Origin of the sequence: Streptomyces sp. NBC_01077, assembly GCF_045162855.1 — a bacterium.
Lineage (GTDB): Bacteria > Actinomycetota > Actinomycetes > Streptomycetales > Streptomycetaceae > Streptomyces.
Genome location: NZ_CP108669.1, coordinates 2,432,675 through 2,458,790 on the forward strand (window position 1 = coordinate 2,432,675; position 26,116 = coordinate 2,458,790).

The 26,116-nt window shown below is 71.9% G+C and carries 22 protein-coding genes; 11 read left to right on the forward strand and 11 right to left on the reverse strand.

The window, feature by feature from the left end; all coding sequences use genetic code 11:
* Positions 1 to 41: 41 nt before the first annotated feature.
* Complete coding sequence (locus tag OG462_RS10810; RefSeq protein WP_406056783.1) at positions 42 to 1,406, reverse strand: glutamine synthetase family protein; 1,365 nt, start codon at positions 1,404 to 1,406, stop codon at positions 42 to 44.
* A gap of 89 nt (positions 1,407 to 1,495) precedes the next feature.
* Between OG462_RS10810 and OG462_RS10815 the strand changes: the two genes are divergently transcribed.
* From OG462_RS10815 to OG462_RS10825, 3 genes are all read left to right on the forward strand, one after another.
* Positions 1,496 to 2,224 carry a FadR/GntR family transcriptional regulator gene (locus tag OG462_RS10815; RefSeq protein ID WP_406056785.1) on the forward strand — a complete coding sequence of 243 codons (729 nt, stop codon included), beginning with the start codon at positions 1,496 to 1,498 and terminating at the stop codon, positions 2,222 to 2,224.
* A 117-nt stretch (positions 2,225 to 2,341) separates the two neighbouring features.
* Entirely contained in the window at positions 2,342 to 3,796 is a 1,455-nt protein-coding gene (gene eat, locus OG462_RS10820) for an ethanolamine permease (protein WP_406056787.1), read from the forward strand.
* A gap of 59 nt (positions 3,797 to 3,855) precedes the next feature.
* Positions 3,856 to 4,557 carry a gamma-glutamyl-gamma-aminobutyrate hydrolase family protein gene (locus OG462_RS10825; protein WP_406056789.1) on the forward strand — a complete coding sequence of 234 codons (702 nt, stop codon included), beginning with the start codon at positions 3,856 to 3,858 and terminating at the stop codon, positions 4,555 to 4,557.
* Positions 4,558 to 4,618: 61 nt separating this feature from the next.
* Here the strand turns inward: OG462_RS10825 and OG462_RS10830 are convergent, their stop codons facing one another.
* Entirely contained in the window at positions 4,619 to 6,073 is a 1,455-nt protein-coding gene (locus OG462_RS10830) for a purine-cytosine permease family protein (RefSeq protein ID WP_406056791.1), read from the reverse strand.
* Between the two features lie 69 nt (positions 6,074 to 6,142).
* On the opposite strand from OG462_RS10830, the gene OG462_RS10835 reads away from it, so the two are divergent.
* Positions 6,143 to 6,820, forward strand: a complete 678-nt coding sequence (locus tag OG462_RS10835) for a TetR/AcrR family transcriptional regulator (protein WP_406056793.1) — start codon at positions 6,143 to 6,145, stop codon at positions 6,818 to 6,820.
* Between the two features lie 103 nt (positions 6,821 to 6,923).
* Positions 6,924 to 8,552: an amidohydrolase gene (locus tag OG462_RS10840; RefSeq protein WP_406056795.1), complete on the forward strand. Its 1,629-nt coding sequence runs from the start codon at positions 6,924 to 6,926 to the stop codon at positions 8,550 to 8,552.
* Positions 8,553 to 8,586: 34 nt separating this feature from the next.
* On the opposite strand, the gene OG462_RS10845 is transcribed toward OG462_RS10840, so the two are convergent.
* Positions 8,587 to 9,585 (reverse strand): LysR family transcriptional regulator, encoded by a 999-nt coding sequence (locus OG462_RS10845; RefSeq protein WP_406056797.1) that lies wholly within the window; start codon positions 9,583 to 9,585, stop codon positions 8,587 to 8,589.
* A 70-nt stretch (positions 9,586 to 9,655) separates the two neighbouring features.
* On the opposite strand from OG462_RS10845, the gene OG462_RS10850 reads away from it, so the two are divergent.
* Positions 9,656 to 10,828, forward strand: a complete 1,173-nt coding sequence (locus tag OG462_RS10850) for a TDT family transporter (protein WP_406056799.1) — start codon at positions 9,656 to 9,658, stop codon at positions 10,826 to 10,828.
* On the opposite strand, the gene OG462_RS10855 is transcribed toward OG462_RS10850, so the two are convergent.
* From OG462_RS10855 to OG462_RS10870, 4 genes are all read right to left on the reverse strand, one after another.
* Positions 10,755 to 11,495 carry a helical backbone metal receptor gene (locus OG462_RS10855; protein ID WP_406056801.1) on the reverse strand — a complete coding sequence of 247 codons (741 nt, stop codon included), beginning with the start codon at positions 11,493 to 11,495 and terminating at the stop codon, positions 10,755 to 10,757. The two genes, OG462_RS10850 and OG462_RS10855, sit on opposite strands and share 74 nt — an antisense overlap.
* On the reverse strand, positions 11,492 to 12,043 hold the full coding sequence (locus OG462_RS10860; RefSeq protein ID WP_406056802.1) for a helix-turn-helix domain-containing protein: 552 nt from the start codon (positions 12,041 to 12,043) through the stop codon (positions 11,492 to 11,494). Before OG462_RS10860 ends, OG462_RS10855 begins: the two co-directional genes overlap by 4 nt.
* A gap of 175 nt (positions 12,044 to 12,218) precedes the next feature.
* Positions 12,219 to 14,030: an ABC transporter permease/substrate binding protein gene (locus OG462_RS10865; RefSeq protein WP_406056804.1), complete on the reverse strand. Its 1,812-nt coding sequence runs from the start codon at positions 14,028 to 14,030 to the stop codon at positions 12,219 to 12,221.
* Entirely contained in the window at positions 14,023 to 15,165 is a 1,143-nt protein-coding gene (locus OG462_RS10870) for a glycine betaine/L-proline ABC transporter ATP-binding protein (protein ID WP_406056806.1), read from the reverse strand. The genes OG462_RS10865 and OG462_RS10870 overlap by 8 nt, the downstream gene beginning before the upstream one ends.
* Before the next feature lie 352 nt (positions 15,166 to 15,517).
* Between OG462_RS10870 and OG462_RS10875 the strand changes: the two genes are divergently transcribed.
* Both OG462_RS10875 and OG462_RS10880 read left to right on the forward strand, forming a co-directional pair.
* The gene (locus tag OG462_RS10875; protein WP_406066458.1) at positions 15,518 to 16,423 is read left to right on the forward strand and encodes a 5'-3' exonuclease H3TH domain-containing protein; all 906 of its coding nucleotides are present in this window, start codon (positions 15,518 to 15,520) and stop codon (positions 16,421 to 16,423) included.
* 83 nt (positions 16,424 to 16,506) lie between these two features.
* Positions 16,507 to 17,340 carry a siderophore-interacting protein gene (locus OG462_RS10880; protein WP_406056808.1) on the forward strand — a complete coding sequence of 278 codons (834 nt, stop codon included), beginning with the start codon at positions 16,507 to 16,509 and terminating at the stop codon, positions 17,338 to 17,340.
* Between the two features lie 228 nt (positions 17,341 to 17,568).
* Here OG462_RS10880 and OG462_RS10885 read toward each other — a convergent pair whose 3' ends face one another.
* On the reverse strand, positions 17,569 to 18,201 hold the full coding sequence (locus tag OG462_RS10885; protein ID WP_406056810.1) for a MerR family transcriptional regulator: 633 nt from the start codon (positions 18,199 to 18,201) through the stop codon (positions 17,569 to 17,571).
* A gap of 237 nt (positions 18,202 to 18,438) precedes the next feature.
* Between OG462_RS10885 and OG462_RS10890 the strand changes: the two genes are divergently transcribed.
* The 3 genes from OG462_RS10890 to OG462_RS10900 are packed head-to-tail and all read left to right on the forward strand — an operon-like array spanning position 18,439 to position 20,790.
* A complete protein-coding gene (locus tag OG462_RS10890) occupies positions 18,439 to 19,389 on the forward strand; it encodes a hypothetical protein (protein ID WP_406066460.1) in 951 nt (316 codons plus the stop codon).
* Positions 19,386 to 19,838, forward strand: a complete 453-nt coding sequence (locus OG462_RS10895) for an ABA4-like family protein (RefSeq protein WP_406056812.1) — start codon at positions 19,386 to 19,388, stop codon at positions 19,836 to 19,838. Before OG462_RS10890 ends, OG462_RS10895 begins: the two co-directional genes overlap by 4 nt.
* A 4-nt stretch (positions 19,839 to 19,842) precedes the next feature.
* A complete protein-coding gene (locus OG462_RS10900) occupies positions 19,843 to 20,790 on the forward strand; it encodes an ADP-ribosylglycohydrolase family protein (protein WP_406056814.1) in 948 nt (315 codons plus the stop codon).
* On the opposite strand, the gene OG462_RS10905 is transcribed toward OG462_RS10900, so the two are convergent.
* The 3 genes from OG462_RS10905 to OG462_RS10915 form a co-directional block, all read right to left on the reverse strand.
* Positions 20,787 to 21,587 carry a class I SAM-dependent methyltransferase gene (locus tag OG462_RS10905; RefSeq protein ID WP_406056816.1) on the reverse strand — a complete coding sequence of 267 codons (801 nt, stop codon included), beginning with the start codon at positions 21,585 to 21,587 and terminating at the stop codon, positions 20,787 to 20,789. The genes OG462_RS10900 and OG462_RS10905 overlap by 4 nt on opposite strands.
* Before the next feature lie 39 nt (positions 21,588 to 21,626).
* The gene (locus tag OG462_RS10910) at positions 21,627 to 22,967 is read right to left on the reverse strand and encodes a cytochrome P450 (RefSeq protein WP_406056818.1); all 1,341 of its coding nucleotides are present in this window, start codon (positions 22,965 to 22,967) and stop codon (positions 21,627 to 21,629) included.
* 302 nt (positions 22,968 to 23,269) lie between these two features.
* Positions 23,270 to 26,098, reverse strand: coding sequence for a DEAD/DEAH box helicase (locus tag OG462_RS10915; RefSeq protein WP_406056820.1), 2,829 nt, complete (start codon positions 26,096 to 26,098; stop codon positions 23,270 to 23,272).
* Positions 26,099 to 26,116 lie beyond the last annotated feature (18 nt).

The window sequence follows — 26,116 nt, forward strand, 5'->3', positions numbered from 1 at the left end:
GGGCGTTCGCGTGAGCGACGTTGACGTGAGTGACGTTCGCGTCAGTGGCGTTCGAACGAGCGGCGCAGTTCCCAGTCCGTCACGGCCGCGTCGAAGGCGTCGAGTTCGACGCGGGCCATGTTGCGGTAGTGCGCGACGACTTCGTCCCCGAAGGCGGCCTTGGCGATCTCGCTGGTCTCCCACAGCTCGGCGGCCTCGCGCAGGGTGGGGGGCACGTGCGCGTACTCGGCGGTGTAGGCGTTCCCGGTGCAGGGCTCCGGGAGTTCGAGCTGCTGCTCGATGCCGTACAGGCCGGCGGCGACCAGACCGGCGACGGCGAGGTACGGGTTGACGTCGCCGCCGGGGAGGCGGTTCTCGAAGCGGGTGGAGCGGCCGTGGCCGACGACCCGGAGCGAGCAGGTGCGGTTGTCATGGCCCCAGGCGACGGCGGTGGGCGCGAAGGAGCCGGGCTGGAACCGCTTGTACGAGTTGATGTTGGGGGCGTAGAGGAGGGAGAAGTCACGGAGGGCGGCGAGCTGTCCGGCGAGGAAGTGCCGCATGGTCGCGGACATGCCGTGCGCGTCGTCCCCGGCCATCACGTTCCGTCCCTCGGCATCCTGGAGGGAGAGGTGGATGTGGCAGGAGTTGCCCTCGCGCTCGTTGTACTTCGCCATGAAGGTGAGCGAGAAGCCCTCCTGGGCGGCGATCTCCTTGGCGCCCGTCTTGTAGACGGCGTGTCCGTCGCAGGTGACGAGGGCCTCGTCGTACTTGAAGGCGATCTCGTGCTGGCCGGGGTTGCATTCGCCCTTGGCGGACTCGACGGTGAGTCCGGCGCCGGTCATCTCGTTGCGGATGCGGCGCAGGAGGGGTTCGATACGTCCGGTGCCGAGGACGGAGTAGTCGATGTTGTACTGGTTGGCGGGCGTGAGCCCGCGGTAGTTCGCGTCCCAGGCCTGCTCGTAGCTGTCCTTGAAGACGATGAACTCGAGTTCGGTGCCGACGTGGGCGGTGAAGCCGTGCTCCGCGAGGCGCTCCAGCTGGCGGCGGAGGATCTGGCGGGGCGCGGCGACGACGGGGGTGCCGTCGCCCCAGGCGAGGTCCGCGGTCACCATGGCGGTGGCCTCGTTCCAGGGGAGGCGGCGGAGGGTGGTGAGGTCGGGATGCATCGCGAAGTCGCCGTAGCCGCGGTCCCAGGAGGACATCGCGTAGCCGTCGACGGTGTTCATCTCGGTGTCGACGGCCAGAAGATAGTTGCAGCCCTCGGTGCCGTGGCCGAGTACTTCGTCCAGGAAGAACGGGGCGGCGAACCGCTTGCCCTGGAGCCGCCCCTGCATGTCGGGGAAGGCCAGGACGACGGTGTCGATCTCGCCGCTCGCGACGAGGGCACGGAGCTCCTCGACGCTGAGCGGGGGTTTGCGGTCTGCCACGGGATTGCTCCTCCTTCGGCCTGCCGGAAGCCATAAGGTATTGCGGAAGACCATTGCTTGGGAAGTGCTGACGAAGGGGAATCGAGAACGTGGCCAGTACGAGTGAATCGGCGGACCGGCTGACGCCCGTGCTGCGGCCGGTCCGGGCGGGCAACGGCTTCGAGGAGGCCCTGGAGCAGATCCTCCAGGTGGTACGGCTCGGACTCGTGCCCGACGGGGAGCGGCTGCCCGCCGAGCGGGAGCTGGCCGACCGGATGGGGATCAGCCGGGTGACCCTGCGCGAGGTCCTCAAGGTCCTCCAGGAACAGGGGCTCGTGGAGAGCCGGCGCGGCCGCTACGGCGGAACGTTCGTGCTGCCCCGCGTCCAGACCGCCGACGAGGACGAACTGCGCCGCCGGATCGCCACGGTCGACATGGAGGACACCCTGCGCTTCCGCGAGGTCCTGGAGGTCGGCGCCGCCGGGCTCTGCGCGGCCCACGGTCTCGACGCGGCGGGCGCCGAGCGGTTGCGGACCGCCGTGGCGGCCACGCAGGACGCCCCGCTGGCCGATTACCGCCGCCAGGACACCCTGCTCCACCTCACCCTGGCGGAGCTCTCCGGCTCGCCGACGCTCACGGCACAGTACGCCGCCGTCCGGGCGACCGTGAACGATCTGCTCGACTGCATCCCGCTGCTCGTACGCAACCTGGAGCACTCGCAGCACCAGCACACCGCCCTGGTGGAGGCGGTCCTCGACGGGGACGCGGACGCGGCGCGCGAGGTGATGCGGGAGCACTGCTCGGGGACGGCTGCACTGCTGCGGGGGTTCTTGACATGAGACGGGCGTCCCCGGGTACGTAACCCGAAAGTAACGCACGGGGGTTGCGCTCCCACGTCGACACCGCAAAGGTATGGCTCCAATCCATTGGGCCCGTTGCGGGGAGCTGACGCTGCCATGACGCTCGAAGAAACATCCGGGAGCACCGGGAGCACCACCCCACCGAAAGACGACTATCTGGAGCGCCGCGCGCTGCGCCGCGGCAGCGCCGGGTGGCTGCTGCTCACCGGGCTCGGCGTCGCCTACGTCGTCTCCGGGGACTTCTCCGGCTGGAACATCGGCCTCTCGAAGGGCGGCTTCGGCGGACTCGCCATCGCCACCGTCCTGATGGGCGCGATGTACGCCTGTCTGGTCTTCGCCCTCGCCGAACTCTCCGCCATCCTGCCCACCGCGGGCGGCGGTTACGGCTTCGCCCGCCGGGCGCTCGGCACCTGGGGCGGGTTCCTCACCGGCACCGCGATCCTCATCGAGTACATCCTGGCGCCCGCCGCGATCTCCATCTTCATCGGCGACTACGTCGAATCCCTCGGCCTCTTCGGCCTGGAGTCCGGCTGGCCCGTCTATCTGGTCTGCTTCGCGCTCTTCATCGGGATCCATCTGTGGGGCGTGGGCGAGGCCCTGCGCTTCAGCCTCGTCGTGACGGCCATCGCGGTCGCGGCGCTCGTCGTCTTCGCGCTCGGCGCCCTCACCGACTTCCACGTCGACGGACTGAACGACATCCCGGTCGACGGCGAGGCGTTGGGGGCCAACTCGTGGCTGCCGTTCGGTCTGCTCGGGATCTGGGCCGCGTTCCCCTTCGGCATGTGGTTCTTCCTCGGCGTGGAGGGCGTGCCGCTCGCCGCCGAGGAGGCGAAGGACCCGGTGCGGTCGATGCCGAAGGCGCTCGCGATCTCCATGGGCATCCTGGTGCTGCTCGCCGTGATGACCTTCTTCGCCGCGACCGGGGCGCGCGGTTCGGCCGCCGTCCAGGAGGCGGGGAACCCGCTGGTCGTGGCGCTCCAGGGCGACGGGGACCCGACGGCGCTCAGCCGGTTCGTGAACTACGCGGGCCTCGCCGGTCTGGTCGCCTCGTTCTTCTCCCTCATCTACGCCGGCTCGCGCCAGCTGTTCGCCCTCTCCCGCGCGGGCTACCTGCCCCGCTTCCTCTCCCTCACCAGCCGCCGCAAGTCGCCGTACCTGGGACTCCTCATCCCGGGCGCGATCGGCTTCGCGCTGGCGGCGGGGACCGGGGACGGGGCCCGGATGCTGAACATCGCCGTGTTCGGCGCCACCATCTCGTACGCCCTGATGGCGCTCTCCCACATCGTGCTGCGGCGCCGCGAGCCGGGGCTGCACCGGCCGTACCGCACACCCGGCGGCATGGTGACCTCGTCGGTGGCCTTCGTCCTCGCTCTGTCGGCCCTGGTCGCGACCTTCCTGGTGGACCGGACGGCGGCCTTCATGGCACTGGGGGTGTACGCGATCGCCCTCGCCTACTTCGCGTTCTACAGTCGACATCATCTGGTGGCCAGGGCGCCCGAGGAGGAGTTCGCGGCGCTCGCGGCCGCCGAGGCCGAACTCGCACGCGACTGACATTCCCGTACCCGCCCCGTACCCGACCTCGTACCCCCCGCTCTCCTGGAGGACGTTCCGTGTCCAAGCCGCTCATCGGCGTGACCACCTACCTGGACCAGGCCCGCTGGGGCGTGTGGGACATGCGGGCCGCGCTGCTCCCCGCGCCGTACCCGCGGCTCGTGCAGGAGAGCGGGGGGCTCGCGGTGATGCTGCCGCCGGACGGACCCGAGGCCGCCGCGGCGGTCGTGGCCCGGCTCGACGGACTGGTGATCGCGGGCGGGGCGGATGTGGAGCCCGTACGGTACGGGGCCGAGCTCGACGCCCGTACCGGCCCGCCGGCCCGGGAGCGGGACGCCTGGGAGCTGGCCCTGATCGACGCGGCCCTGGCCTCCGGGACCCCGTTGCTCGGCATCTGCCGGGGCATGCAGCTCCTGAACGTGGCCCTGGGCGGGACCCTGATCCAGCACGTGGACGGGCACGTCGAGGCGGTCGGGGTGATCGGCCGGCACGCGGTGAAGCCGGTGCCGGGGAGCCGGTTCGCCTCGCTGGTCCCCGAGCTCACCGAGGTCCCGACCTACCACCACCAGGCCGTGGACCGGCTCGGCGCGGGGCTCGCGGCCTCGGCGCACGCGGAGGACGGCACGGTGGAGGCGGTCGAGCTGGCCGCCCCGGCCTGGGCCCTCGGCGTCCAGTGGCACCCGGAGATGGGCGAGGACCTGCGCGTGATGCGGGGGCTCGTGGAAGCGGCGACGGCGTCAGGCACGGTGGGGCGCGCCTGATGGTGGTGTGTCGCGGCTGACGGAGGTGCGTCGCGGCTGACGGTGGTGCGTACAGCTCTGCTCAGACGGCCGTGCGGGCGGCGCGCACGGTGCGGTCGTTGCGCATGAGGAGGGCGTAGAGGGCGGCGGCGACGCCCATGCCGACGGGGAGCGAGAGGTCGACGCCGTCGAGGGCGGCGGCGATCGGACCCGTGTAGAGGGTGTTGACGCAGAGGGCCGCCGCGGTGACACCGGCGACGAGGGCGAGCGCACCGGCCGGGTTGACGCCGGCGGTGTACCAGAAGGGGCTGCCGGGGGTCTCGTCCGAGAGCGCGAGGCCGTCGTAACGGCACCGGCGCAGCAGGACGTCGGTGGCGTAGACCGCCATCAGCGGGCCGATCAGGACGATGATCATCTGGAGGGCGTTGCTGACGGTGTCCAGGAAGTTGGAGACGAGCAGCCCGTAGAGGGTGAGGGCGACGGCGACGGCCCCGTCGAAGAGGACGCTGACGGAGCGTCGGATGCGGAGGCCGACGGCCTGGAGCGCGAGTCCCGCGCTGTACGCGGTCAGGGCGTTGATGGCGATGGTGCCGAGGACCAGGGCGAGCAGGAAGACCGGGACGAACCAGCCGGGCAGGATCTCCTGGAGCGCGGTCTGCGGGTCGGTCATGTCGACGGCGGTGGCGGCGAAGGCGCCGAGCGAGCAGACGACGACGCTGGGCAGGAAGGCGCCGAACGCGGTCCAGCCGATGATCGCCTTCTTCGAGGCCGTACGGGGCAGGTAGCGGGAGAAGTCGGCGCTCGTGGTGTACGAGAGCGGGCCCGAGGCGATCATCGCGGTGCCGGCGAGGAGCAGGGCCCACAGGTCGGCTCCGCCGAGCGGCTCGGCGGGGGCGTGCGAGAAGTCGGCGTGCCGCAGGACGGCGAACGCGACGACGGTGAACACCCCGGCGAGGACCAGGGTGATCGGCAGGTACAGCTTGATGATCAGGCCGTGCCCGTAGACGCTGATGACCAGTGTGAGCGCGGCGATGACCACGATGACCGCCACCTGGACGGGGGTGCCGGCCGTGATGCCCGCCTTCTCGACGAGCGCGAAGGCGGCGGTCGCGGCGGCGGCCAGGTTGAGCGCGAAGTAGCACACGGAGACCAGCCAGCCGCCGACCGCGTTGTTGACGCGGTTGCCGATGACGCCGTACACGGCCCGGGTGATCACCTCGCTGGGTGCGCCGGCGGCCGGTCCCGAGGTGGCGAGGAGGCCGGGGAGCAGCCAGAGGAGGTTGCCCACGACGATCACGGCGACGGCCTGCCAGAGGCTCAGGCCCATCAGGACGAGGGCGCCGCCGACGACCAGGCTGAGGTAGTTGACGTTCGCCGCGGCCCATACGGAGAAGAGCTCACGGGGGTGTCCGTGGCGCTCGGAGTCGGGGATGTGATCGATGCCGTGGGCCTCGATCCGGCCGGGCCGGTCCGTGGCCGACGGGGTGACCGATGCGGCCCGGGAGCCTGGGAGCGGGTCGGGGATCGTGGAAGCCATGCGGCCCTCCGGATGCGTGTGGTGCCCACCTGGTTGCTTATTGGTCGCACACTCAATAGCATCGCGGTTATGCCGTCAAGCGTCCAGCGCAAGAGAGTTCGGAAAACACCCGAAGCCCGGCGGGCGGAGATCGTGGAGACCGCCGCACGCGTGGCCCTGACCGAAGGGCTCGAGTGCGTCACCCTGCGGCGGATCGCCGAGGAGCTCGCCGTACGACCCGGTCTGATCAGCCACTACTTCCCCTCGGCGGAGGATCTGGTGGGCGAGGCTTTCAGTGTGGCCGCCACCGGCGAACTCGACTCGCTGCTCCCCGCCGAGCGCCCCCACGGGACCCCCACGCAGTACCTCGCGCGCTACTTCGCGCTCTCCGCGGGCGAGGCGTACGACGACATCAGCCGCCTCTGGATCAACGCCCGGCACCTCAGCCGCTACCGGCCCGTCCTGCGCGACCGGGTCGCCGAACAGGAACTCGCCTCCGACGACCGCCTGGAGCAGCTGATCCGCGAGGGCGTCGAGCGGGGCGAGTTCCGCACGGACGACCCTCGCGCCACGGCCATCCAGATCCTGGTCGTGCTCGACGGCCTCGGCGCCCATGCCAACACCGACCGGAGCAACCGCCCGGAGGCCGTGCTCCGCCTGCCCCTCACCACGGCGGAACGCGAACTCGGCCTGCCGCCCGGCTCGCTGACCGACGTACCGGCGCCGGCCGAGCCGTCCGCCGTGACGCCGCCGGCCGAGCCCTCCTGACCGACGACCGCCGACCGCCGCCCCACCACCGGCCGAGCCCGCCTGACCATCCCTCTGCGTCGAGGCCTGCGGGCCTCTCCCCCGTCCCCTTCCAGGAGCCACCGTGCGCACCCGACTCGTCCTGCTCTCCGCCCGTCTGCTCGACCCCGGCACGGGGGCGTTCCTGCCGGAGACCGCGCTCGCCGTCTCCGACGACGGCCGGATCGCCGCCCTGGGCGACGACCGCGAGATCCGCGCGCTCGCGGGACCCGCCACCACCGTCGTGGACCTCAAGGGAGCCGTCGTCACCCCCGGCCTCGTCGACGGGCACCTGCACCCGGTGACCGGTGCCGAACTGACCCACGGCCTCGACCTGTCGTACTGCACCGACCTCGACGACGTACGCGAGGCCCTCGCCCGCGAGGTCGGGAACCTCGGCCGGGGCGACTGGCTCTTCGCCTGGGGCCTCGACCCGAACGTCTTCGGAGACCGGCCCGTCGGCATCGCCCCGTTCGACTCCGTACTCGACGGGATCCCCGCCTTCCTGCTGCTCTTCGACGCCCACTCGGCGCTCGCCAGCCGGCGGGCCCTCGCGCTCGCCGGGGTCGACGGGCCCCGCACCTTCGACCAGGCCTCGGCCGAGGTCGTCTGCGACGCCGACGGGCGCCCGACCGGACTGCTCCAGGAGGACGCCGCCTGCGAGCTGGTCGAGCGGGTCGCCCCGCGCCCGACGCCCGAGGAGAGCCGGGAGCGGCTCGCGGCGGTGCTGCGGTCGATGGCGGCGGCCGGGCTCACCGGCGGTCACGCCATGGATGCCAACGGCGCGAGCCTCGCGCTGTACGGGGAGCTCGACGCGGCCGGTGAACTGGCGCTGCGGCTCCGGGTGGCCCCCTGGTGCCAGCCCGGCACCGACGCGGACGGCGTACGGGCCCTCATCGCGCAGCAGGGCGCGGGCGGGGCGCTGTGGCAGGTCGCGGGCGTGAAGCTCTTCATGGACGGGACCATCGACAACGGCACCGCGTGGCTGGAGCGTCCCGACTACCACGGCGAGTCCACGCACGCGTTCTGGCCGGACCCCGCCGCGTACACCCACATCATCGGGGAGCTGCACCGGGCCGGGATCGCGACCGCGACGCACGCCATCGGCGACGCGGCCGTCCGGTACGCCCTCGACGCCGTCGAGAAGGCGCGCACGGCCGGCGGGAGCGAGGTGCGGCACCGGGTCGAGCACATCGAGACCGTGCCGGACGACACCCTGCGCCGCTTCGCGGACCTGGGCGTGCTCGCCTCCATGCAGCCGACCCACTGCTGCGACTTCACCCGGGCCGACCACACCGACAACTGGTCGCGCCGCCTCGGCGAGGAGCGCGCCTCGCGCGCGTGGCGCTGCCGGGACCTGGCGGACTCCGGGGCCACGGTGGTCCTCGGCTCCGACTGGCCGATCGCGCCGTTCCCGCCGCTCGGCGTGATGGCCGGGGCCCGGCACCGGCGCCCGAGCCGCGACCTCGGCCAGGCGCCGCACGGTCCCGAGCAGGCACTGACGGCGCTGGAGGCGCTGCGGGGCATGACGACGGCGGCGGCGTACGCGGCGGGCGAGGAGCACGAGGCGGGCCGTCTCGCGCTCGGCTTCCGTGCCGATCTGACGGTCTTCGCGGACAGCCCGCTGACGACGGCGGCGACGGACCTCCCGGACCTGCCGGTGCTGCTCACGGTCCTGGACGGTCGGATCACGCACCGGGCGGCGGGGGTCTGAACCGCCCGTGCGCCCCGCCCCCTGCCCCTGTCGTTCAGCCCGTCGGGCGGGCGCGGGTCAGGGAGAGCAGGTCCCGGGCCGGGCCCGTCGGGCGGTGGCCGGCGGGCCAGACGGCCCGGAGGTCGCGGCGCAGCCGGACCCCCTGGACGGGGATGGCGACCAGCCGGCGGGAGGCCAGTTCCTCGGCGATCGCGAGTTCGCTGAGGACGGCCGGCCCGGCCCCGCTCACCGCGGCGGCCTTCACCGCGGTCGTGGAGGCGAGTTCGAGGAGCGGCTGCGCGAGGCCGCCGTGGCCGGAGAGCGCCGAGTCCAGGACCTGCCGGGTGCCGGAGCCGCGTTCCCGCAGGACCAGCGGGGTCGCCGCCAGCTCCGCCGGGTCCAGCGGGCCTCGGCGGCGGGCCCACGGGTGCGAGGGGGCGGCGACGATCGCGAGCCGGTCGTGCGCGACGACCACCCCGTCGAGGCCGTCCGGCACCGCGAGTCCCTCCACGAAGCCGATGTCCGCCTCGTTCGCGAGCAGCCGTTCCGCGACGACCGCCGAGTTTCCGGCCTGGAGCGACACGGCCGTGTCGGGGCGCTCGGCGCGCAGCGCGATCAGCCAGCCGGGCAGCAGGTACTCGGCGATCGTCATCGACGCCGCCACCCGCAGCCGGGAGTCCCGCCGCCCGCGCAGCGCCTGGGCGCCCGCGTCGAAGGCCTCGGCCGCCTCCACGATCCGCCGCGCCCAGTCGGTGACGAGCGCACCCGCGTCGGTGAGCCGTGAGCCGCGCGGCGAGCGGTCGAGCAGGGCCACGCCGAGCTGCCGCTCCATCGAGCGGATGCGGCTGCTGGCGGCGGGCTGGGTGATGCCGACCTCGCGGGCGGCGGCGCCCAGGCTCCCGTGCCGGGCTACGGCGAGAAGCAGTTCGAGCGCACCGAGATCCGGGACCCGGTGGTGGAGCTGGGCCTTGACCTCGGCGCCGTACGCCTCGGCCCGGCGCCCACCCGCGGACTGCTCCCCGTGCTGATCCCCGTACCGCTCCCTGCTGCTCATAAAGCCAGCTTATGACGTCATAGCCGCAAGATCCCTGGTGGGGGCCGAGGAATCGGACGACGGTGGAGCCATGGCAAGCCTCGCACCTCCCCTTTCGGCCGTCCGCGCCACCACCCCCGGCGCCCGGCCGGCCGCCTCTCCGGCCCGTTCTGTCCGTCACCTCGGACCCAACTGGTACGCCTCCGTGATGGGTACCGCCATCGTGGCCAACGCCGGCGCCGGCCTCCCCCTGGACCTCCCGGGACTCCGTACCGTCTGCGCCGCGGTCTGGGCGCTGTCCCTCGCGATGCTGCTCGTCCTGGTCTCCGCCCGCACAATGCACTGGATCCACCACCGCGACCAGGCCCGCGCCCACCTCCTGGACCCCGCCATGGCGCCGTTCTACGGCTGTCTCTCGATGGCGCTGCTCGCCGTCGGCGGCGGCGCGATGATCGTGGGCCAGGACTGGATCGGGCTCCCGGCGGCCGTGGCCCTCGACACCGTCCTGTTCACGGTCGGTACGGTCGTCGGCCTGGCGGCCGCGGTGGGCATCCCGTACCTGATGGTCGTGCACCACCGGATCGAGAGCGCGTCCCCGGTGTGGCTGCTGCCGGTCGTCGCCCCCATGGTCTCCGCCGCCCTCGGCCCGCTGCTCGTGCCCCATCTGCCCGCCGGGCAGGCCCAGGAGACCCTGCTCCTCGCCTGCTGGGCGATGTTCGGCGTCAGCCTCCTCGCGACCCTGGTCATGCTGCCGCTGGTCTTCGGCCGGCTCGTGACCGGCGGCCCGCTGCCCCTCGCGCTCACCCCCACCCTCTTCCTCGTCCTCGGCCCGCTCGGCCAGTCGACGACCGCCGCGAACAAGTTCGCCGACGTGGCCCCGGGCGTGCTCCCCGCCCCGTACGCCCACGGCTTCGCCTCCTTCGCCGTCCTCTACGGCGTGCCCGTCATGGGCTTCGCGCTGCTGTGGCTGGCGCTCGCCGGGGCGATGGTGCTGCGGGCACGCCGGCGGGGCATGGGCTTCGCGATGACCTTCTGGGCGTTCACCTTCCCCGTCGGGACGTGCGTGACCGGCGCCGAGGGACTCGCCCAGCACACCGGGCTCGCGGCCTTCCGGTGGCTGGCGATCGGCCTGTACGTGCTGCTCGTCGCGGCCTGGCTGGTGGCCGGCTCCCACACCGTGCGCGGCCTCTTCAGCGGTGCGCTGCTCGCAGGGCCCGCGCCAGTGCCCGCGGCGCTTCCGCCAGCGACGGCCCGTACCAGGTGAGATGCCGCCCGTCGACGAGGGCGGCGGCGGTCCCGGGGAACGCCTCGGGGCCGTCCTCGCGCGTGAAGCGGTACGGCTCGTCGGGCAGCACGACCATGTCGGGCGCGGCCGCGCGCAGCTCGTCGAGCGGGAGGCGCGGGTAGCGCTCCGGGTGGTCGGCGTACAGGTTGCGGACCCCGAGGCGGGCGAGCAGATCGCCGGCGAAGGTGTCGCGGCCCAGGACCATCCAGGGGCGGCGCCAGATCGGCACGACGGCCGTGTACGTCTCTTCCGGGGCCACCGTCGCCCACGCCGCCTCGGCCTCGTCGAGCCAGCGGGGCCGCCGGGGCGCTCCGCAGGCCGCGAGGACCCGCTCCAGCTCGCGCAGGCCCTGGTCGAGGGTGCGGATCTCGGTGACGAGGACGTCGATCCCCGCGGCCCGCAGCTCGCCGAGGTCGGGGGCGCGGTTCTCCTCCTCGTTGGCGAGGACGAGGTCGGGGCGGAGGGCGGTGATCGCGCGGACGTCGGGGTTCTTGGTGCCGCCGATCCGTACGACGTCGAGGTCGGCGGGGTGACTGCACCAGTCCGTGGCGCCGACGAGAACGCCCGGCGCGGTGACGGCGACGGCCTCCGTCAGGGAGGGCACGAGGGAGACGATCCTCCTCACCGTGCCACGACCCGCCGTCATTCCTCTTCGGCCTCGACGTGCTCGGCGACGGCGACGACCAGCAGGCGGGTGCCCGCTTCGGTGGCCCGCCAGCGGTGACGTACCCCGCCCGAGAGGTAGAGCGTGTCGCCGCGGCCCAGCCGGTACGCGCGGCCCTCGGCCTCGACCTCGGCGGCGCCGTCGGCCACGTACAGCAGCTCGTCGTTCCGGTGCTGGAACTCGCGTCCCGCGTCCTGCTCGCCGGTGAACTCCAGGGCGTGCAGCTGGTGGCGGCCGCGGACGACCGCCCGTACGCCCGGGGGCAGGGCCGGGGAGCGCTCCGCCGCCCGTACGACGTCGACGGTGCGGGAGGCCTCGGCGGCGGCGAGGAGTTCGCCGGCCGTGGTCTCCAGGGCCTCGGCGACGAGTTCCAGGGAGCGGTGGCTGGGTCTGGCCCGGTCGTTCTCGACCTGGCTGAGGAAGGGCACGGAGAGACCGCTGCGGGAGGAGACGACGGCCAGGGTGAGCTGGAGCGCTCTGCGTCGCCTCTTGACGGCCGCGCCCACGCGGGGTGATTCCTTCTCATCCATGTCGGCTCCCTCCCTCGTGCCTCGTGCGTACCCGTACCGGGCGGTTACCTGAACCTTACGCAGCTTTGGGGCGGGGTTTCGCGTCGTGACGAAAAGGGGTGGTCGCCGAACACGTTCGGCGACCACCCCTTTTCGGACAGGAACCGCTCACCGGTCTCCGTCCGTCGTCGTGCGGCTACTGCGGGGCGAGCTTCTCGGCGAGCCCCGGGTTGCTGTCGAGCCAGCTGCGGACGGCCTGCTGCTCCTTGCCCTTGCCGGTCTCCTGGATGACGGCTTCGAGGTCGGTGAGCTGCTTCTCGGTCAGCTCGAAGTTCTTCAGCCAGGCGCCGACCTCGGGGTTCTCGGCGGCGAAGCCCTTACGGGCCAGGGTGTGGACGCCGTCGCCCTCGCCCCAGGAGCCCTTGGGGTCGGCGAGCTTCTTCAGGTCCTGGGCGGAGTAGGCCCAGTGCGGGGACCAGAGGGTGACGACGACCGGTTCCTTGCGCTCGTACGCGCGCTTCAGCTCGGCGAGCATGCCGGGCGTGGAGCCGTCGACGACCTCGTACTCGCCCTCCAGGCCGTACTCCTTGAGGACCTTGTCCTTGAGGATGCCCATCATTCCGGCGCTGGGCTCGATGCCGACGATCCGGCCCTTGAACTGTCCGGCCTTGCCCTTGAGGTCGGCGAGGGAGTCGACGCCCTTCACGTACGAGGGGACGGAGAGCTCCAGGGAGGTCGGGCCGTACCAGGAGCCGAGGTCCTCCAGCTTGTTCCGGTACTTCTTCCAGTACTGCTCGTGGGTGACGGGGAGCCAGGCGTCGGTCTGGAAGTCGAGCTGACCGCCGGCCAGGCCCGTGTAGAGGGCGCCGGCCTCCAGCTGCTTGGTGTCGACCTCGTACCCCCGGCGCTCCAGGAGTTCCTTCCAGAGGAACGTGGAGGCGATGCCCTCGTCCCAGGGGATGTAGCCGATGCTGATCTTCTTGCCGTGACCGCCGCCGGGACCGGAGGCGGTGGTGGAGCTCGCGCCGCCGGAGCCGAGGAAGCCCGTGCCGCCGGCGACGAGGGCGAGGACGACGACGCCGACGAGGGCGGTGACGGGCTGCGGACGATGGGCCCACAGCTTCGCCCCGGGCCGCTTCGCGCTCAGCGCGGCGCGGGCCTTGGCGGCGGCGCGGCGGCCCAGCGGGGAGACCTGGCGGCCGAGGGCCCCGGTCATCCGGTCCAGGTACATGGCGAGGACGACGATGGAGATGCCGGCCTCGAAGCCGAGGCCGATGTCGACGTTGCCGATGGCGCGGTAGACGGCGCCGCCGAGCCCGCCGCCGCCGACCATGCCGGCGATGACCACCATGGACAGGCCGAGCATGATGACCTGGTTGACACCGGCCATGATCGTCGGCAGCGCGAGCGGGAGCTGCACGCGAAGGAGCGTGTTGCGCGGGGTCGTGCCGAAGGCCTCGGCGGCCTCGACGAGTTCGCCGTCGACCTGGCGGATGCCCAGCTCGGTCATGCGGACGCCCGGGGGCAGCGCGAAGACGATGGTGGCGATGATGCCGGGGACCACGCCGACGCCGAAGAAGATGATGCCGGGAATCAGGTAGACCATCGCCGGCATGGTCTGCATGAAGTCGAGGACCGGCCGGAGCACGGTGCTGACCGTCTTCGAGCGCGCGGCCCAGATGCCGAGCGGTACGGCGATCACCAGGGTCACCAGGGTGGCGACGAGGACGAGCGAGAGCGTCGCCATGGCCTCGTCCCACAGCTGGACCGAATCGACGAGCGCGAAGCCGGCGAAGGCGAGAACACCGGCGGCGAGACCGCGCAGCCACCAGGCGACGACGGCGAGGATGCCGGCGAAGAGCAGCGGCTGGGGAGCGGACAGGACGGCGTCGATGCCGTCGTAGAGGCCGGTGACGCCGGTGCTGATGGCGTCGAAGAGCCAGGAGAACTGGGCCTGGAGCCAGTCGACGGAGCTGTCGACCCACTCGCCGAGGGGAAGCCTAGGCACGGGCGGTCACCTCCTTGACGTCCTTCGTGGCCGGGACGGCCTGCACGGCCTTCACGGCCTTCACGCCCTTCGCTTCGCCGGCGGTCTGCGTGTCACTGGCGGTCTTCGCGCCGAGCCCGCCCATGACGGCGAGCAGTCGCTCCGTCGGTACGACTCCGAGGACCGTGCCGTCGGAGTCCTCGACGGTCACGGGGTGCGGGGCGCGGGCGGCGACGGCGCACAGGTCGGCGACGAGCGTGTCCGGCCCGACGGCCTGGCAGGCGCAGTCGGCGGGGCAGTCCGCCGGGGTGGCGCCGTCCGTCATGACGGCGGAGGCGGTGAGCACCCGGGAGCGGTCGACGTCCTGGATGAAGGAGGCGACGTAGTCGTCGGCGGGGCGGACCAGGATGTCCTCGGCGGTGCCGAGCTGGACGATCCTGCCGTCGCGCATGACGGCGATCCGGTCACCCAGGCGCATGGCCTCGTTGAGGTCGTGGGTGATGAAGACGATGGTCTTCTTCAGCCGCTGCTGGAGGACGAGGAGCTGGTCCTGCATGTCACGGCGGATGAGTGGGTCGAGCGCGCTGAAGGACTCGTCCATGAGGAGCAGGTCGGCATCGGTGGCGAGCGCGCGGGCCAGGCCGACGCGCTGCTGCATACCGCCGGAGAGCTCGTCGGGCCAGGACTTCTCCCAGCCGGCGAGGCCGCACAGTTCGAGGGCCTCGGTGGCCCGGGTCTCGCGCTCGGCGCGCGGGACGCCCTGGACCTCCAGGCCGTAGGCGGCGTTCTCCAGAACGTTTCGGTGCGGGAACAGTGCGAAGTGCTGGAAGACCATGCTGATCTTGGTGGAGCGGACGGTGCGCAGATCGCGGGGGGACAGCGCGGTGAGGTCACGTCCGTCGAAGAGCACCCGGCCGGCGGTGGGTTCGAGCAGGCCGTTGAGCATGCGGAGAAGGGTCGACTTGCCTGACCCGGAGAGCCCCATCACGACGAAGATCTGGCCGGGTTCGACGGTGAAACCGGCGTCCACGACGGCTGCTGTCGTGCCCTCGGCGCGCAGTTCCTCGCGGTCGGCGCCGGCGGCGAGCCTGCGGACGGCTTCGTCGGGTCGTCTGCCGAACACCTTGTACAGGTGGTCGGCCTGGAGCCTGGACACATAGACCTCACGGGTAGCAACGAGAACGGCCCTCGCCACCCCCGCGTGGTCGGGCCGTGGAGCGGGCAGGATCGGCCCGCGGGCCCGTCGCGTACGGGGATCCTTTTGTTGAATCCCGTACCGGGTTCCGCTCCGGGCTCGCGCCTGCCCGGCTTCACAGGATGCAAACGCAAAGGTGACGGGGGTCACGTGCGGGGGTGGGGTTTCGGCTGCCCGAGGGGGCGTCACGCCGCGAGCCCGGCCTGATCCACGAGACGCCCCCCAGGTGTTCGCGGGGCGGGCCCGCGGTCCGGTGGGAAAGCGCCCCGGAGGCACCCCGAGCCCTAAAATCAAGCAGGTGACTCGACGCTTGATGCTCCTCGACACCGCCAGCCTCTACTTCCGCGCCTACTTCGGCGTGCCGGACTCCGTCCGGGCCCCCGACGGCTCGCCCGTGAACGCCGTGCGCGGACTGCTCGACTTCATCACCCGGCTCGTCCAGGACCACCACCCGGACGACCTCGTGGCCTGCTGGGACAACGACTGGCGGCCGCAGTGGCGGGTGGACCTGATCCCCTCGTACAAGGCACACCGGGTGGCCGTCGAGACGGAGACCGGCCCGGACGAGGAAGAGATCCCGGACACGCTGTCCCCGCAGGTTCCGGTGATCGAGGAGGTCCTCGCGGCGCTCGGCATCGCCCGGATCGGAGCGGCGGGGTACGAGGCGGACGACGTGATCGGGACCCTCACGGGGCACGCTGCGGGGCCCGTGGACATCGTCACGGGCGACCGGGACCTGTTCCAGCTGGTGGACGACGCGCGCGGGGTGCGCGTGCTGTACCCGCGCAAGGGCGTCGGCGACTGCGATCTGGTGGACGCGGAGCTGATCCGTACGAAGTACGGCGTGCGCCCCGACCAGTACGCGGACTTCGCGGCACTGCGCGGCGACGCCAGCGACGGCCTCCCCGGAGTGAAGGGCATCGGCGAGAAGACGGCCGCACAGCTGATCACGGAGTACGGGGACCTGGCGGGCGTCCGGGCGGCGGCCGAGGACCGGACGTCGAAGCTGACGCCGGCCAAGCGGCGCGGAATCGTGGAGGCGGCCGCATACCTGGACGTCGCACCGACGGTGGTGCGCGTCGCCGGAGACGTACCGCTGCCGGAGTTCGACCCGACCCTGCCGAAGGCCCCGCGCGACCCGGCCGCCCTCGACGCCCTGGTGAAGCGCTGGAATCTCGGCGGGGCGGTGGGCCGCCTGCTGCCCGTCCTGGAGCGCTGACGAAATCAGGCCACACTGGGTCGACCGCGCCTCGGGATGCTAGCTTAGGCATACCTAAGTACGTCGAGTCAGGAGAGCCCCCCGTGGCAGAGCAGCCCCGCACGGCACCGAAGGCCACCGAAGCGCGTGTGGTGCGCACCGAGCGCATCACCCCGCACATGGTGCGGGTCGTCCTGGGCGGCCCCGGTCTCGACGCCTTCGAGGTCGGTGCGTACACCGACCACTACGTGAAGCTGCTCTTCGCCCCCGAGGGCGTCGCGTACCCGGAGCCGTTCGACATGGAGCGGATCCGGGAGGACTTCCCCCGGGACCAGTGGCCGACGACGCGGACGTACACGGTCCGGGCCTGGGACCCGGTCCATCGCGAACTGACCATCGACTTCGTGGTCCACGGCGACGAGGGCCTCGCCGGCCCGTGGGCGGCGCGCGCCCGGGCGGGCGACACGATGCGCTTCCTCGGCCCCGGCGGCGGCTACGCGCCGGAGCCGGCGGCGGACTGGCACCTGCTCGCGGGCGACGAGAGCGCCCTGCCGGCGATCGCGGTGGCCCTGGAGCGACTGCCCGCCGGGGCGCGGGTGCACGCGTTCGTCGAGATCTCGGACGCCGCCGAGGAGCAGAAGTTCGCGACGGAGGACGGCATCCACGTCACCTGGCTGCACCGAGGCGACCGGCCGGCGGGCGAGGCGCTCGTCGAGGCCGTGCAGACCCTGGACTTCCCTGCGGGCGACGTCCACGCCTTCGTCCACGGCGAGGCGGGCTTCGTGAAGGAGCTCCGCCGCCACCTGCGACAGGACCGCGCCGTCCCGCGCGAACGACTGTCGATCTCGGGCTACTGGCGCCTGGGGAAGTCGGACGAGGCATGGCGCGCGATCAAGCGCGAGTGGAACGACCAGGTGGAACGCGAACAGGAGAACTGAGGCGCGAAGCGGGGAAGATGCTTGAGGCCTGGGGCCCGGGGGTGAACCCCCGGGCCCCATGCTGTTCCCCAGGCCATTCCCCGGGCAGTCCCCCGGGCCGTTCCCCGGGCCCCCAGGCCGCTCCTCAGGGCGTTCCCCGGGCCGCTCCTCGGGCCGTTCCCGGGGCCACTCCTCGGGCCGCTCCCGGGGCCGCTCCTCAGGCCGCTCCTCGGGCCTTCGACCCGCCGGCTACCTCGCCTGCCCGTACATGCGGTCCGAGGTGTCCGTCTGGGCCATGCGTCGCAGCGCCGAGAAGATCGCGTCGCCGAGGACGGTGCCGACGACCACACTCTCCACCAGTCCTTCGCGCGCCACATTGCGCGCCACGTACTCCAGGTCGGCCTTCGCCACCCGCTCTGCCGCTTCCGCGTACGAGTCCAGGACCTCGATGAACGACCCGTGGCCGACCTCGTCGACGGCCGCGAGGGCCACGGCAAGCGCCTCCGCCGCCGGGCTGCCCGGGTACGTGCGCCAGCCACGCGCGGCAATCAGTGCCGCCACCTGCTTCCGCGCCTCCTCGATCCCTGCGTGCGGCTCACGGTCGTAACGCGGCACCAGCCCACCGGCCACCGTGCCCAGCAGCTCGTGCACCGACTGCTCGGGGTCGTCGACCGCGACGATCACCTCGCGGATCGCCGCGACCGACAGGCCGCCCACGTCGAGGAGCGCCCGGATCAGGCGGAGTCGCTGCACATGCGCCTCCCCGTACGAGGCCTGGTTCGGGCTCGTCAGCTCTCCGGCCGGCAGCAGTCCCTCTCGTACGTAGAACTTGATCGTCGGCACGGACACCCCGGTCCTGCGACTCAACTCTCCGATGCGCACCGCGTATTCACCTTCCCGGTTTTGCTTCGGCCTTGCCGACCGACGCCCCATCATAGATAGTGGGGCTATCAGATAGCGGCTAGTTCCACTATCCATATCTTTCCACGGGGGATCCGTATGTCTTCATCGCACAAACCCTCGCTGAACACGGCCTCACAGAACGCGCCGTCACAGCACGCGTCGTCGCCGAACCCGCTCACCCGGCTCCACCGACCCCTGCTCTGGTTCGCCGTCTCCATGGGCGTCCTCGCCCTGGTCTCCGCCGTCGGCATCTTCGTCGACGACCGCATCCTGGTCGGCGTGCCGATCTGGACCAAGCCGTTCAAGTTCTCGGTCTCGTTCCTCGCGTACGCCCTCTCGCTCGCCTGGATGCTCTCGCTGCTGCCCCGGGGCCGCAGGGTCGGCTGGTGGGCCGGAACCGTCGTCGCCGTCGCCAGCGTCGGCGAGATGGTGCTCATCACCCTCCAGGTGATCCGCGGCCGGCGGAGCCACTTCAACCACGCGACCCCCTTCGACGACACCGTCTTCCAACTCATGGGCGCCACCGTCCTCGTGCTGTGGCTGGGCGCCCTGGCCATCGCCGTCCTCCTGCTGCGCGCCAAGATCCTCGACCGGGCCACGGCCTGGGCGGTCCGGCTGTCCTCGCTGATCGCCCTGGCGGGCGCCGCCGTGGGCTTCCTGATGGTCCGTCCGACCCCGGAACAGCTGACGGTCGACAACTCGCCGATCCAAGGCGCCCACGCCGTCGGGGTACCGGACGGCGGCCCTTCGATGCCGCTGACCGGCTGGGCCAGCAACGGCGGTGACCTGCGCATACCGCACTTCTTCGGCATGCACGCGCTGCAGCTGCTCCCGCTGCTGCTGCTCGTCCTGGCCGCGCTCGCACCGCGCTTCGCCCGCCTCGCCGACGAGCGGGTACGGCTCCGGCTCACCCTCACCGCCTCGGCGGCATACACGGCGACGTTCGTCCTGCTGACCTGGCAGGCACTGCGCGGCCAGGCACTGTTCGCACCGGACGGCGCGACGCTGGCGGGCGCGGGGGCGATCGTCCTGCTGGGCGGGGCAGCCGCGGCACTCTGCCTCCGGGGGGCCTCCCCTTCCCCCTCCCCCTCCTCCCCTCCCTCCCCGTCCTCGCCCGCCCCCGCCCCCGCCCCCGCCCCCAACCCCACCGAGGAAGTCACGTCATGACCGGATTCCTCTTCGAGCTGACGTTCTTCCTCGCCGCGCCGTTCTGGCTGCTGATGATCTTCGCGCCGGCGTGGCGGATCACCGAACGCGTCGCCGCCTCGCCCCTGACCGTGCTGCCGCTCCTGGCCGTCTGGGCGGTCCTGGCCGTCCCGGTCGCATCGGAACTGTGGACGGCGGTCAGCAGCCCCGACATCGACACCTTCCGCGATCTGGTGCGACTCGCGAACGGAGCCGGGGCGATCTGGGCCCAGATCATCGCCTGGGACCTGCTGCTCGGTCAGTGGATGTACCGGGAGGCACGCCGCCTCGCCGTCCCGCCCCTCCTGATGGCCCCTCTCCTGCTGCTGACGATCCTCCTGTCCCCCCTCGGCCTGCCGCTGTTCCTGGTGGTCCGCGCGGTGTGGGCGACCAGGGCGCAGCGGCTGGGGTCCGAGCCCGCTCTACCCTGATGGGATGCGAGACAACGACCGGTCCATGGGCGCCGTCCTCGGCTCCGCCGCGGGCGACGCCCTGGGCGCCCCCTTCGAGTTCGGGCTCCCGGGCGTCTTCCGGGAGCGTTTCCCCGACGGTGTCGGGGAGTTGTGCGGGGGCGGTGGCTGGGATCCGGGCGAGGCGACGGACGACACGCAGATGGCTGTCCTCGTCGGGGAGTCGCTCCTCGAACGGGGTGGCCTCGACCTGCCGGACGTCTTCGACCGGTTCCGCCGCTGGGCGGCGGCCGACCCGAAGGACATCGGTCTCCAGACCGAGCAGGTCCTGCTCGGCGGGGACCCCTGGGACCTGGCCGCCGCGATGCACTTCCAGATCAACTCCCGAGCCGCGGGCAACGGTTCGCTGATGCGGGCCTCGACCTCCGCCGTGTACTTCGCGGCGCGGGGACGGGCGGAGACGATGGACGTGGCGCGCCGGGTCAGTGCCCTCACCCATGGGGACGGTGCTGCCGGGGAGGGTACGGCGATCCTCCACGAGCTGGTGCGCGTCGCCCTCCTCGGCGAGGACCCGGTCGCCGCCCTGCCCGCGACGCTCACCGAGGTGGCCCCGGCGCACCGGGAGCGCTGGGCGACGGTCCTCGCACCCGGCTGGCACCCGGACGACGCCACCGAGTTCAACGGCGCGGTCTGGCCGTGCCTCGGTTCGGCCGTGTGGGCGCTCCGTACGACGGACACCTTCGAGGAGGCCGTCGTCGCGGCGGTCGACCTGGGCGGGGACACCGACACGGTCGCTGCCGTGACCGGCATGCTCGCGGGGGCCGTGTACGGCGCCGGCGCGATCCCCGCCCGCTGGACGACCACCCTCCACGTTCCCCTGCCCGGGTCCGGTGACCGGGTCCTGTACGCCGACGACCTCCGGGACCTGGCGACGGCTCTGGCGAGCCGTGGTGCTGCGACGGGGAGTTCCTAGGAGTCGGTCCGCTTCCGTGCCGTCAGTTGGAACAGTCGCGCGGTGTGCATGTAGGGCGCTCGGTCGGTGGTGGCGAGTTCCAGTCGCTCCAGGTCGTCGTAGTAGGCCTGGTCGTACTTGCGTGCGTCGTCGGTGATGTAGTCGCAGAAGCTGCGGATGCCGTGGTGCCGCACGTCGTGGCACCCCAGGTCCTCAAGGACCGGTATGACCTCCTCCGCTGTGTGCAGGGTCAGCTCCGAGTCGAACATCTCGTTCCGGAGCCGGTCGGAGTCGAGTGCGGCCAGCGCCGCCGCGGGGTCCATCTTCCGGACCGCGATGTTCAGCGGTGCCGAGTGCCGGTTGATCGCCATCAGGGAGAAGAGCCCTCCGTTCTTCAGGGGGGTGAGCGCCGTGGCGAGCGTTCCGGGCACGTCGTCCACGTACTGCAGGAGGTTGTGGCACATCACCACGTCGAACTCCCCCGTGGTGATGTCGGCGGGCAGGGCGGTCACATCGGCCTGGAGACAGGTCAGCCGCTCCGTCACGCCGCTCGCCGCGGCTCGCGTTTCCGCGGCGGCGAGCATGGCAGGCGCGTGGTCGACGACGGTGACGTGGTGCCCACGTGCCGCGAGGCGCACCGCGTCGCCGCCGTCACCGCCCGCGAGGTCGAGTATCCGCAGGAGACCGCCGCCCGGGGCATCGAGGCGACGCATCAGGTTCGCTTCGGCGAGTGTGTAGCGAATCCGGCCCCACGGGGCCTCCTGCCACTCTTTCCAGGTGGTCATCGCGGTGTTGAACTTCTCGGGATCTGCAGACATCCCGCGACGATAGCCGCGCCCCGAGCTCGCGGCCCCGCTTCAGCCCCGCGCCCGTACCGTCGCCAGGACGTCGCGGTCCGGTTGGAGGGTGAGGCTCGGGACCGGGAGGATCTCCTCGGTGGTGACGTCCACGTGGTAGCGGCGGGCCAGGACCGCGAGGACCAGGACGGCCTCCACGAGGGCGAAGCGGGTGCCGAGGCAGACGCGGGGGCCGCCGCCGAAGGGGAACCAGGCGTATTCGGGTATCTCCTCGGCGGGTTCGCCCTCCTGGTCGATCCAGCGCTCGGGGCGGAAGGCTTCCGCGTCGCCGTACCAGCGGGGGTCGCGGTGCGTGGCCCACTGGCTGGACCAGACGCGGGTGCCGGCGGGAACGGCCGTCCCGCCGAGTGTGGCGCCTTCTTTCGCGAGGCCGGTGATCAGCCAGATCGTGGGGTAGAGGCGGAGGGTCTCCTTGATGACGGCCTGGGTGTACGTGAGGGAGGCGTAGTCGTCGTAGCCGGGTTCGTGGTCGGCGAGGACCCGGTCGAGTTCCTCGGTGAGGGCGTCGCGGACCCGGGGGGTGCGGGAGAGCAGGTACCAGGCCCAGACGAGGGTGGAGCTCGTCGTCTCGTGGCCGCCGATGTAGAGGGTGACGGTCTCGTCGCGGATCTCCTGGTCGGAGAGGGGCGCGCCGGTCTCGTCGCGGGCGGCGAGGAGGCGGCTGAGGAGGTCGGGGCGTTCGGTCTCGCCTTCGCGGTGGCGGGAGACGACGCGGGAGACTTCCGCGTCGATGACGGCGGTGGCGCGTTTGATGCGGGCGCGTCCGGGGGTCGGGAGCCAGTCGGGCAGTACGGCTCCGATGCCGCTGAACTCGGCGCCGATCTCCTTCTGTGCGACGTCCATCGCCTGTCCGATGGCTTCTGCGTCGGCTGTGGTGTCGACGCCGAAGATGGTGCGGACGGCGACGAGTTGGGTGAGGGCCGCCATCTCCTTCTTGATGTCGATGTGCTGCCCGTCGGTCCATCGGTCGGCGAGGGCGACGGCGCATTCGGTCATGGTCGCGGCGTAGGAGCGGACCTGTTTCGGTCGGACGGAGGGCTGTACGAGTGAGCGCTTGCGGCGCCAGTCGGCACCCTTGGAGACGATGACACCGTTGCCGAGGAGGGTGCGGAAGGCGATGCCGAGGTCCGGCTGGTCGAAGGTGCGCTCGACCTCGGTGAGGAGTTCGCCGACGGTGTCGGGGTGGGCGATGAAGAGGGAGGGCTTGCGGCCGAAGCGCCAGCGGACGAAGTCGCCGCGGTCCCGGAGCTGTTCGAAGAAGGCCAGGGGGTTCTTGCCGAAGGCGGGCAGGCTGCCGAGGAGGGGCACACCTCGCGGCCCGTCGACCACAACCGGAACCACTGCCGGAGTCTCTGCCGGAGCCGCATCGGCCGGCGCGGCCGCTGCCGCGGTCGCTGCACGCGCCTCTGTCGGTTCCCCCTCGCCCTGCGTCTCGGCGTGCGAATGACCGGCTTGCGTGGTCATGGATGTCCCCTCCCCAACTGGCCTTCCCTGCTTGTGAGTCCATGCAATCGGAACGGCCGGGCCCGCGCCACCCCTGTGGACGACGGCCTGTGGACAACCGCGACGGGACGTCCGGAAAGGCCGAGTGCCCGTGGCGTGTTCGCCACGGGCACTCGGCCTTACAAAGGGGCTGGAGACCGTCAGCCCACCGAGCTGTAGGCGACGACCCCGCGCAGCAAGGAGTCCACGGCCTTGCGGGCGTTCTTGGCGACGGTGCTGTTCTCTCTGGGAGCCGCCGCCGCGATCTGTCCGAGGACGTCGATGACCTGCTTGCACCAGCGGACGAAGTCGCCGGCGGGCATCTCGGCCTCGCGCAGCACCTCGTCGAGGCTCTTGTCGGAGGCCCACTGGTAGGCGGCCCAGGCGAATCCGAGGTCGGGCTCGCGCTGGCCGACCCCCTCCGCCTGGTTGATCTTGAATTCCTCTTCGAGGGCGTCGAGACGGCCCCAGATCCTGACCATCTCGCCGAGCGCCGCCTTGGCGTTGCCCGCGGGCAGCTTGGGCGCGACGGCGTCGTCGGACTGGCGCGCCTCGAACACCAACGCCGAGACGCAGGCGGCCAGTTCGGCCGGAGTCAGGCCTTCCCAGACTCCGTCGCGGAGGCATTCGCTGGCGAGCAGGTCGAGTTCGCCGTAGAGCCGGGCGAGCCGCTTGCCGTTCTCGGTGACGTCGTTGCCACGCAGGTAGTCGAGCTCGGTGAGGAGCGCGACGATCCGGTCGAAGGTGCGCGCGATGGTGTTGGTGCGGCCTTCGATGCGCCGCTCCAGTTGCTCGGTGTCGCGCTGGAGACGGTGGTAGCGCTCGGCCCAGCGGGCGTGGTCCTCCCGCTCGTCGCAGCCGTGGCAGGGATGGGCGCGGATCTCGGTGCGCAGCCGGGCGATCTCGCGGTCGTCGGCGGCGGCGGAGCGCTGCTTGTGGTGGCGCTCGGGGTTGATGTGTCCGGCCTTGCTGCGCAGGGCGGAGGCGAGGTCGCGACGGGACTGCGGGGAGCGCGGGTTGAAGGACTTGGGGATCCTCATCCGCTCCAGCGCCTCGACCGGGACGGGGAAGTCGATGGAGGCGAGCCTCTTGACCTGCCGCTCGGCGGTGAGGACGAGGGGGCGGGGCCCGTCGTGGTGCTCGAAGCCGCGGTGGCCGTTGGTGCGGCCGGCCGGGATGCCCGGGTCGAGGACGAGGGCGAGTCCGGCGAACTTGCCGGTGGGGACGTGGATGACGTCGCCGGGCTTGAGCTTCTCCAGGGAGCCGGCGGCCTGGGCGCGGCGCTGGGCGGCACCCTGACGGGCCAGTTCGGTCTCGCGGTCCTTGAGGTCGCGGCGGAGCCGCGCGTACTCCTCGAAGTCACCGAGGTGGCAGGTCATGCCCTCGCGGTAGCCTTCGAGGCCCTCCTCGTTCTTCTGCACCTGCCGGGAGATGCCGACGACGGAGCGGTCGGCCTGGAACTGGGCGAAGGACGTTTCGAGGAGTTCGCGGGAGCGGTGCCGGCCGAAGCCTTCGACGAGGTTGACCGCCATGTTGTACGAGGGCTTGAAGCTGGAGCGCAGCGGGTACGTGCGCGTGCCGGCGAGTCCGGCGAGGTGGTCCGGGTCGAGACCGCGCTGCCAGAGGACGACGGCGTGGCCCTCGACGTCGATGCCGCGGCGTCCGGCCCGGCCGGTGAGCTGGGTGTACTCGCCGGGGGTGATGTCGGCGTGCTGCTCGCCGTTCCACTTGACGAGCTTCTCCAGGATGACGGTGCGCGCGGGCATGTTGATGCCCAGGGCGAGCGTCTCGGTGGCGAAGACGGCCTTGACGAGGCCCTTGACGAAGAGGTCCTCGACGACCTCCTTGAAGGTGGGGAGCATGCCGGCGTGGTGGGCGGCGATGCCCCGCTCCAGCGCTTCGAGCCACTCGTAGTAGCCGAGGACGTGGAGGTCTTCGCTGGGGATGGCGGCGGTGCGCTCCTCGACGATCTCGCGGACGCGTCGGCGTCCCTCGTCGTCGTTGAGCCGGAGTCCGGCGTAGAGGCACTGCTGTACGGCGGCCTCGCATCCGGCGCGGCTGAAGATGAAGGTGATGGCGGGCAGGAGCCCTTCGGCGTCCAGGCGCTCGATGACCTCGGGGCGGCCGGGGGTCCAGATGCGGGAGCGCTGGCGGCGCTCGCGCTCGCGGTCGGCCTCGCGGATCATCTTGCCGCGCCGCCGGTCGCGCGGGTTGTACGTGCGCGTGTTCTCGGTGCGGGCGAGGCGCTGGAGGTCGGGGTTGACCTCGCGGCGGGAGGCGCCGCGGCCGCCGTGGTCGGTCTCCTCCTCGAAGAGGTCGTACATCCGGCGTCCGGCGAGGACGTGCTGCCAGAGCGGGACGGGGCGGCTTTCGGAGACGATGACCTCGGTGTCGCCGCGGACGGTGTCGAGCCAGTCGCCGAACTCCTCGGCGTTGGACACGGTCGCGGAGAGTGAGACCAGCGTGACGGACTCGGGGAGGTGGATGATCACTTCCTCCCAGACGGCGCCGCGGAAGCGGTCGGAGAGGTAGTGGACCTCGTCCATGACCACGTAGCCGAGGCCGGAGAGGGCCTGGGATCCCGCGTACAGCATGTTGCGAAGGACTTCGGTGGTCATGACCACGATGGGCGCATCGCCGTTGACGCTGTTGTCACCGGTGAGCAGGCCGACCTTGTCGTTGCCGTACCGCTTGACGAGGTCGGCGTACTTCTGGTTCGACAGCGCCTTGATCGGGGTCGTGTAGAAGCACTTGCGGCCCTGGGTGAGGGCGAGGTGGACGGCGAACTCGCCGACGATGGTCTTGCCGGAGCCCGTGGGCGCGGCGACGAGTACGCCCTTGCCCGATTCGAGGGCCCGGCATGCCTCGATCTGGAAGGGGTCCAGATCGAACTCGTACATCTCGCGGAAGGGGGCCAGCGCGGTGGCCGCATCGGCGTTGCGAGCCAGTGCGGCCGCGTACGCCTCGGCTGGTGTGAGGTCCTCTGTCATCTTGTTGTCGAGCCTACC

Bases quoted from the DNA above. Each gene is read 5' to 3' on its own strand.
- eat (WP_406056787.1), top strand. From the start codon at position 2,342: ATGACGCTCGAAGAAACATCCGGGAGCACCGGGAGCACCACCCCACCG.
- OG462_RS10830 (WP_406056791.1), bottom strand. From the start codon at position 6,073: ATGGCTTCCACGATCCCCGACCCGCTCCCAGGCTCCCGGGCCGCATCG.
- OG462_RS10835 (WP_406056793.1), top strand. From the start codon at position 6,143: ATGCCGTCAAGCGTCCAGCGCAAGAGAGTTCGGAAAACACCCGAAGCC.
- OG462_RS10845 (WP_406056797.1), bottom strand. From the start codon at position 9,585: ATGAGCAGCAGGGAGCGGTACGGGGATCAGCACGGGGAGCAGTCCGCG.
- OG462_RS10850 (WP_406056799.1), top strand. From the start codon at position 9,656: ATGGCAAGCCTCGCACCTCCCCTTTCGGCCGTCCGCGCCACCACCCCC.
- OG462_RS10855 (WP_406056801.1), bottom strand. From the start codon at position 11,495: ATGACGGCGGGTCGTGGCACGGTGAGGAGGATCGTCTCCCTCGTGCCC.
- OG462_RS10860 (WP_406056802.1), bottom strand. From the start codon at position 12,043: ATGGATGAGAAGGAATCACCCCGCGTGGGCGCGGCCGTCAAGAGGCGA.
- OG462_RS10875 (WP_406066458.1), top strand. From the start codon at position 15,518: ATGCTCCTCGACACCGCCAGCCTCTACTTCCGCGCCTACTTCGGCGTG.
- OG462_RS10890 (WP_406066460.1), top strand. From the start codon at position 18,439: ATGGGCGTCCTCGCCCTGGTCTCCGCCGTCGGCATCTTCGTCGACGAC.
- OG462_RS10895 (WP_406056812.1), top strand. From the start codon at position 19,386: ATGACCGGATTCCTCTTCGAGCTGACGTTCTTCCTCGCCGCGCCGTTC.
- OG462_RS10900 (WP_406056814.1), top strand. From the start codon at position 19,843: ATGCGAGACAACGACCGGTCCATGGGCGCCGTCCTCGGCTCCGCCGCG.
- OG462_RS10905 (WP_406056816.1), bottom strand. From the start codon at position 21,587: ATGTCTGCAGATCCCGAGAAGTTCAACACCGCGATGACCACCTGGAAA.
- OG462_RS10915 (WP_406056820.1), bottom strand. From the start codon at position 26,098: ATGACAGAGGACCTCACACCAGCCGAGGCGTACGCGGCCGCACTGGCT.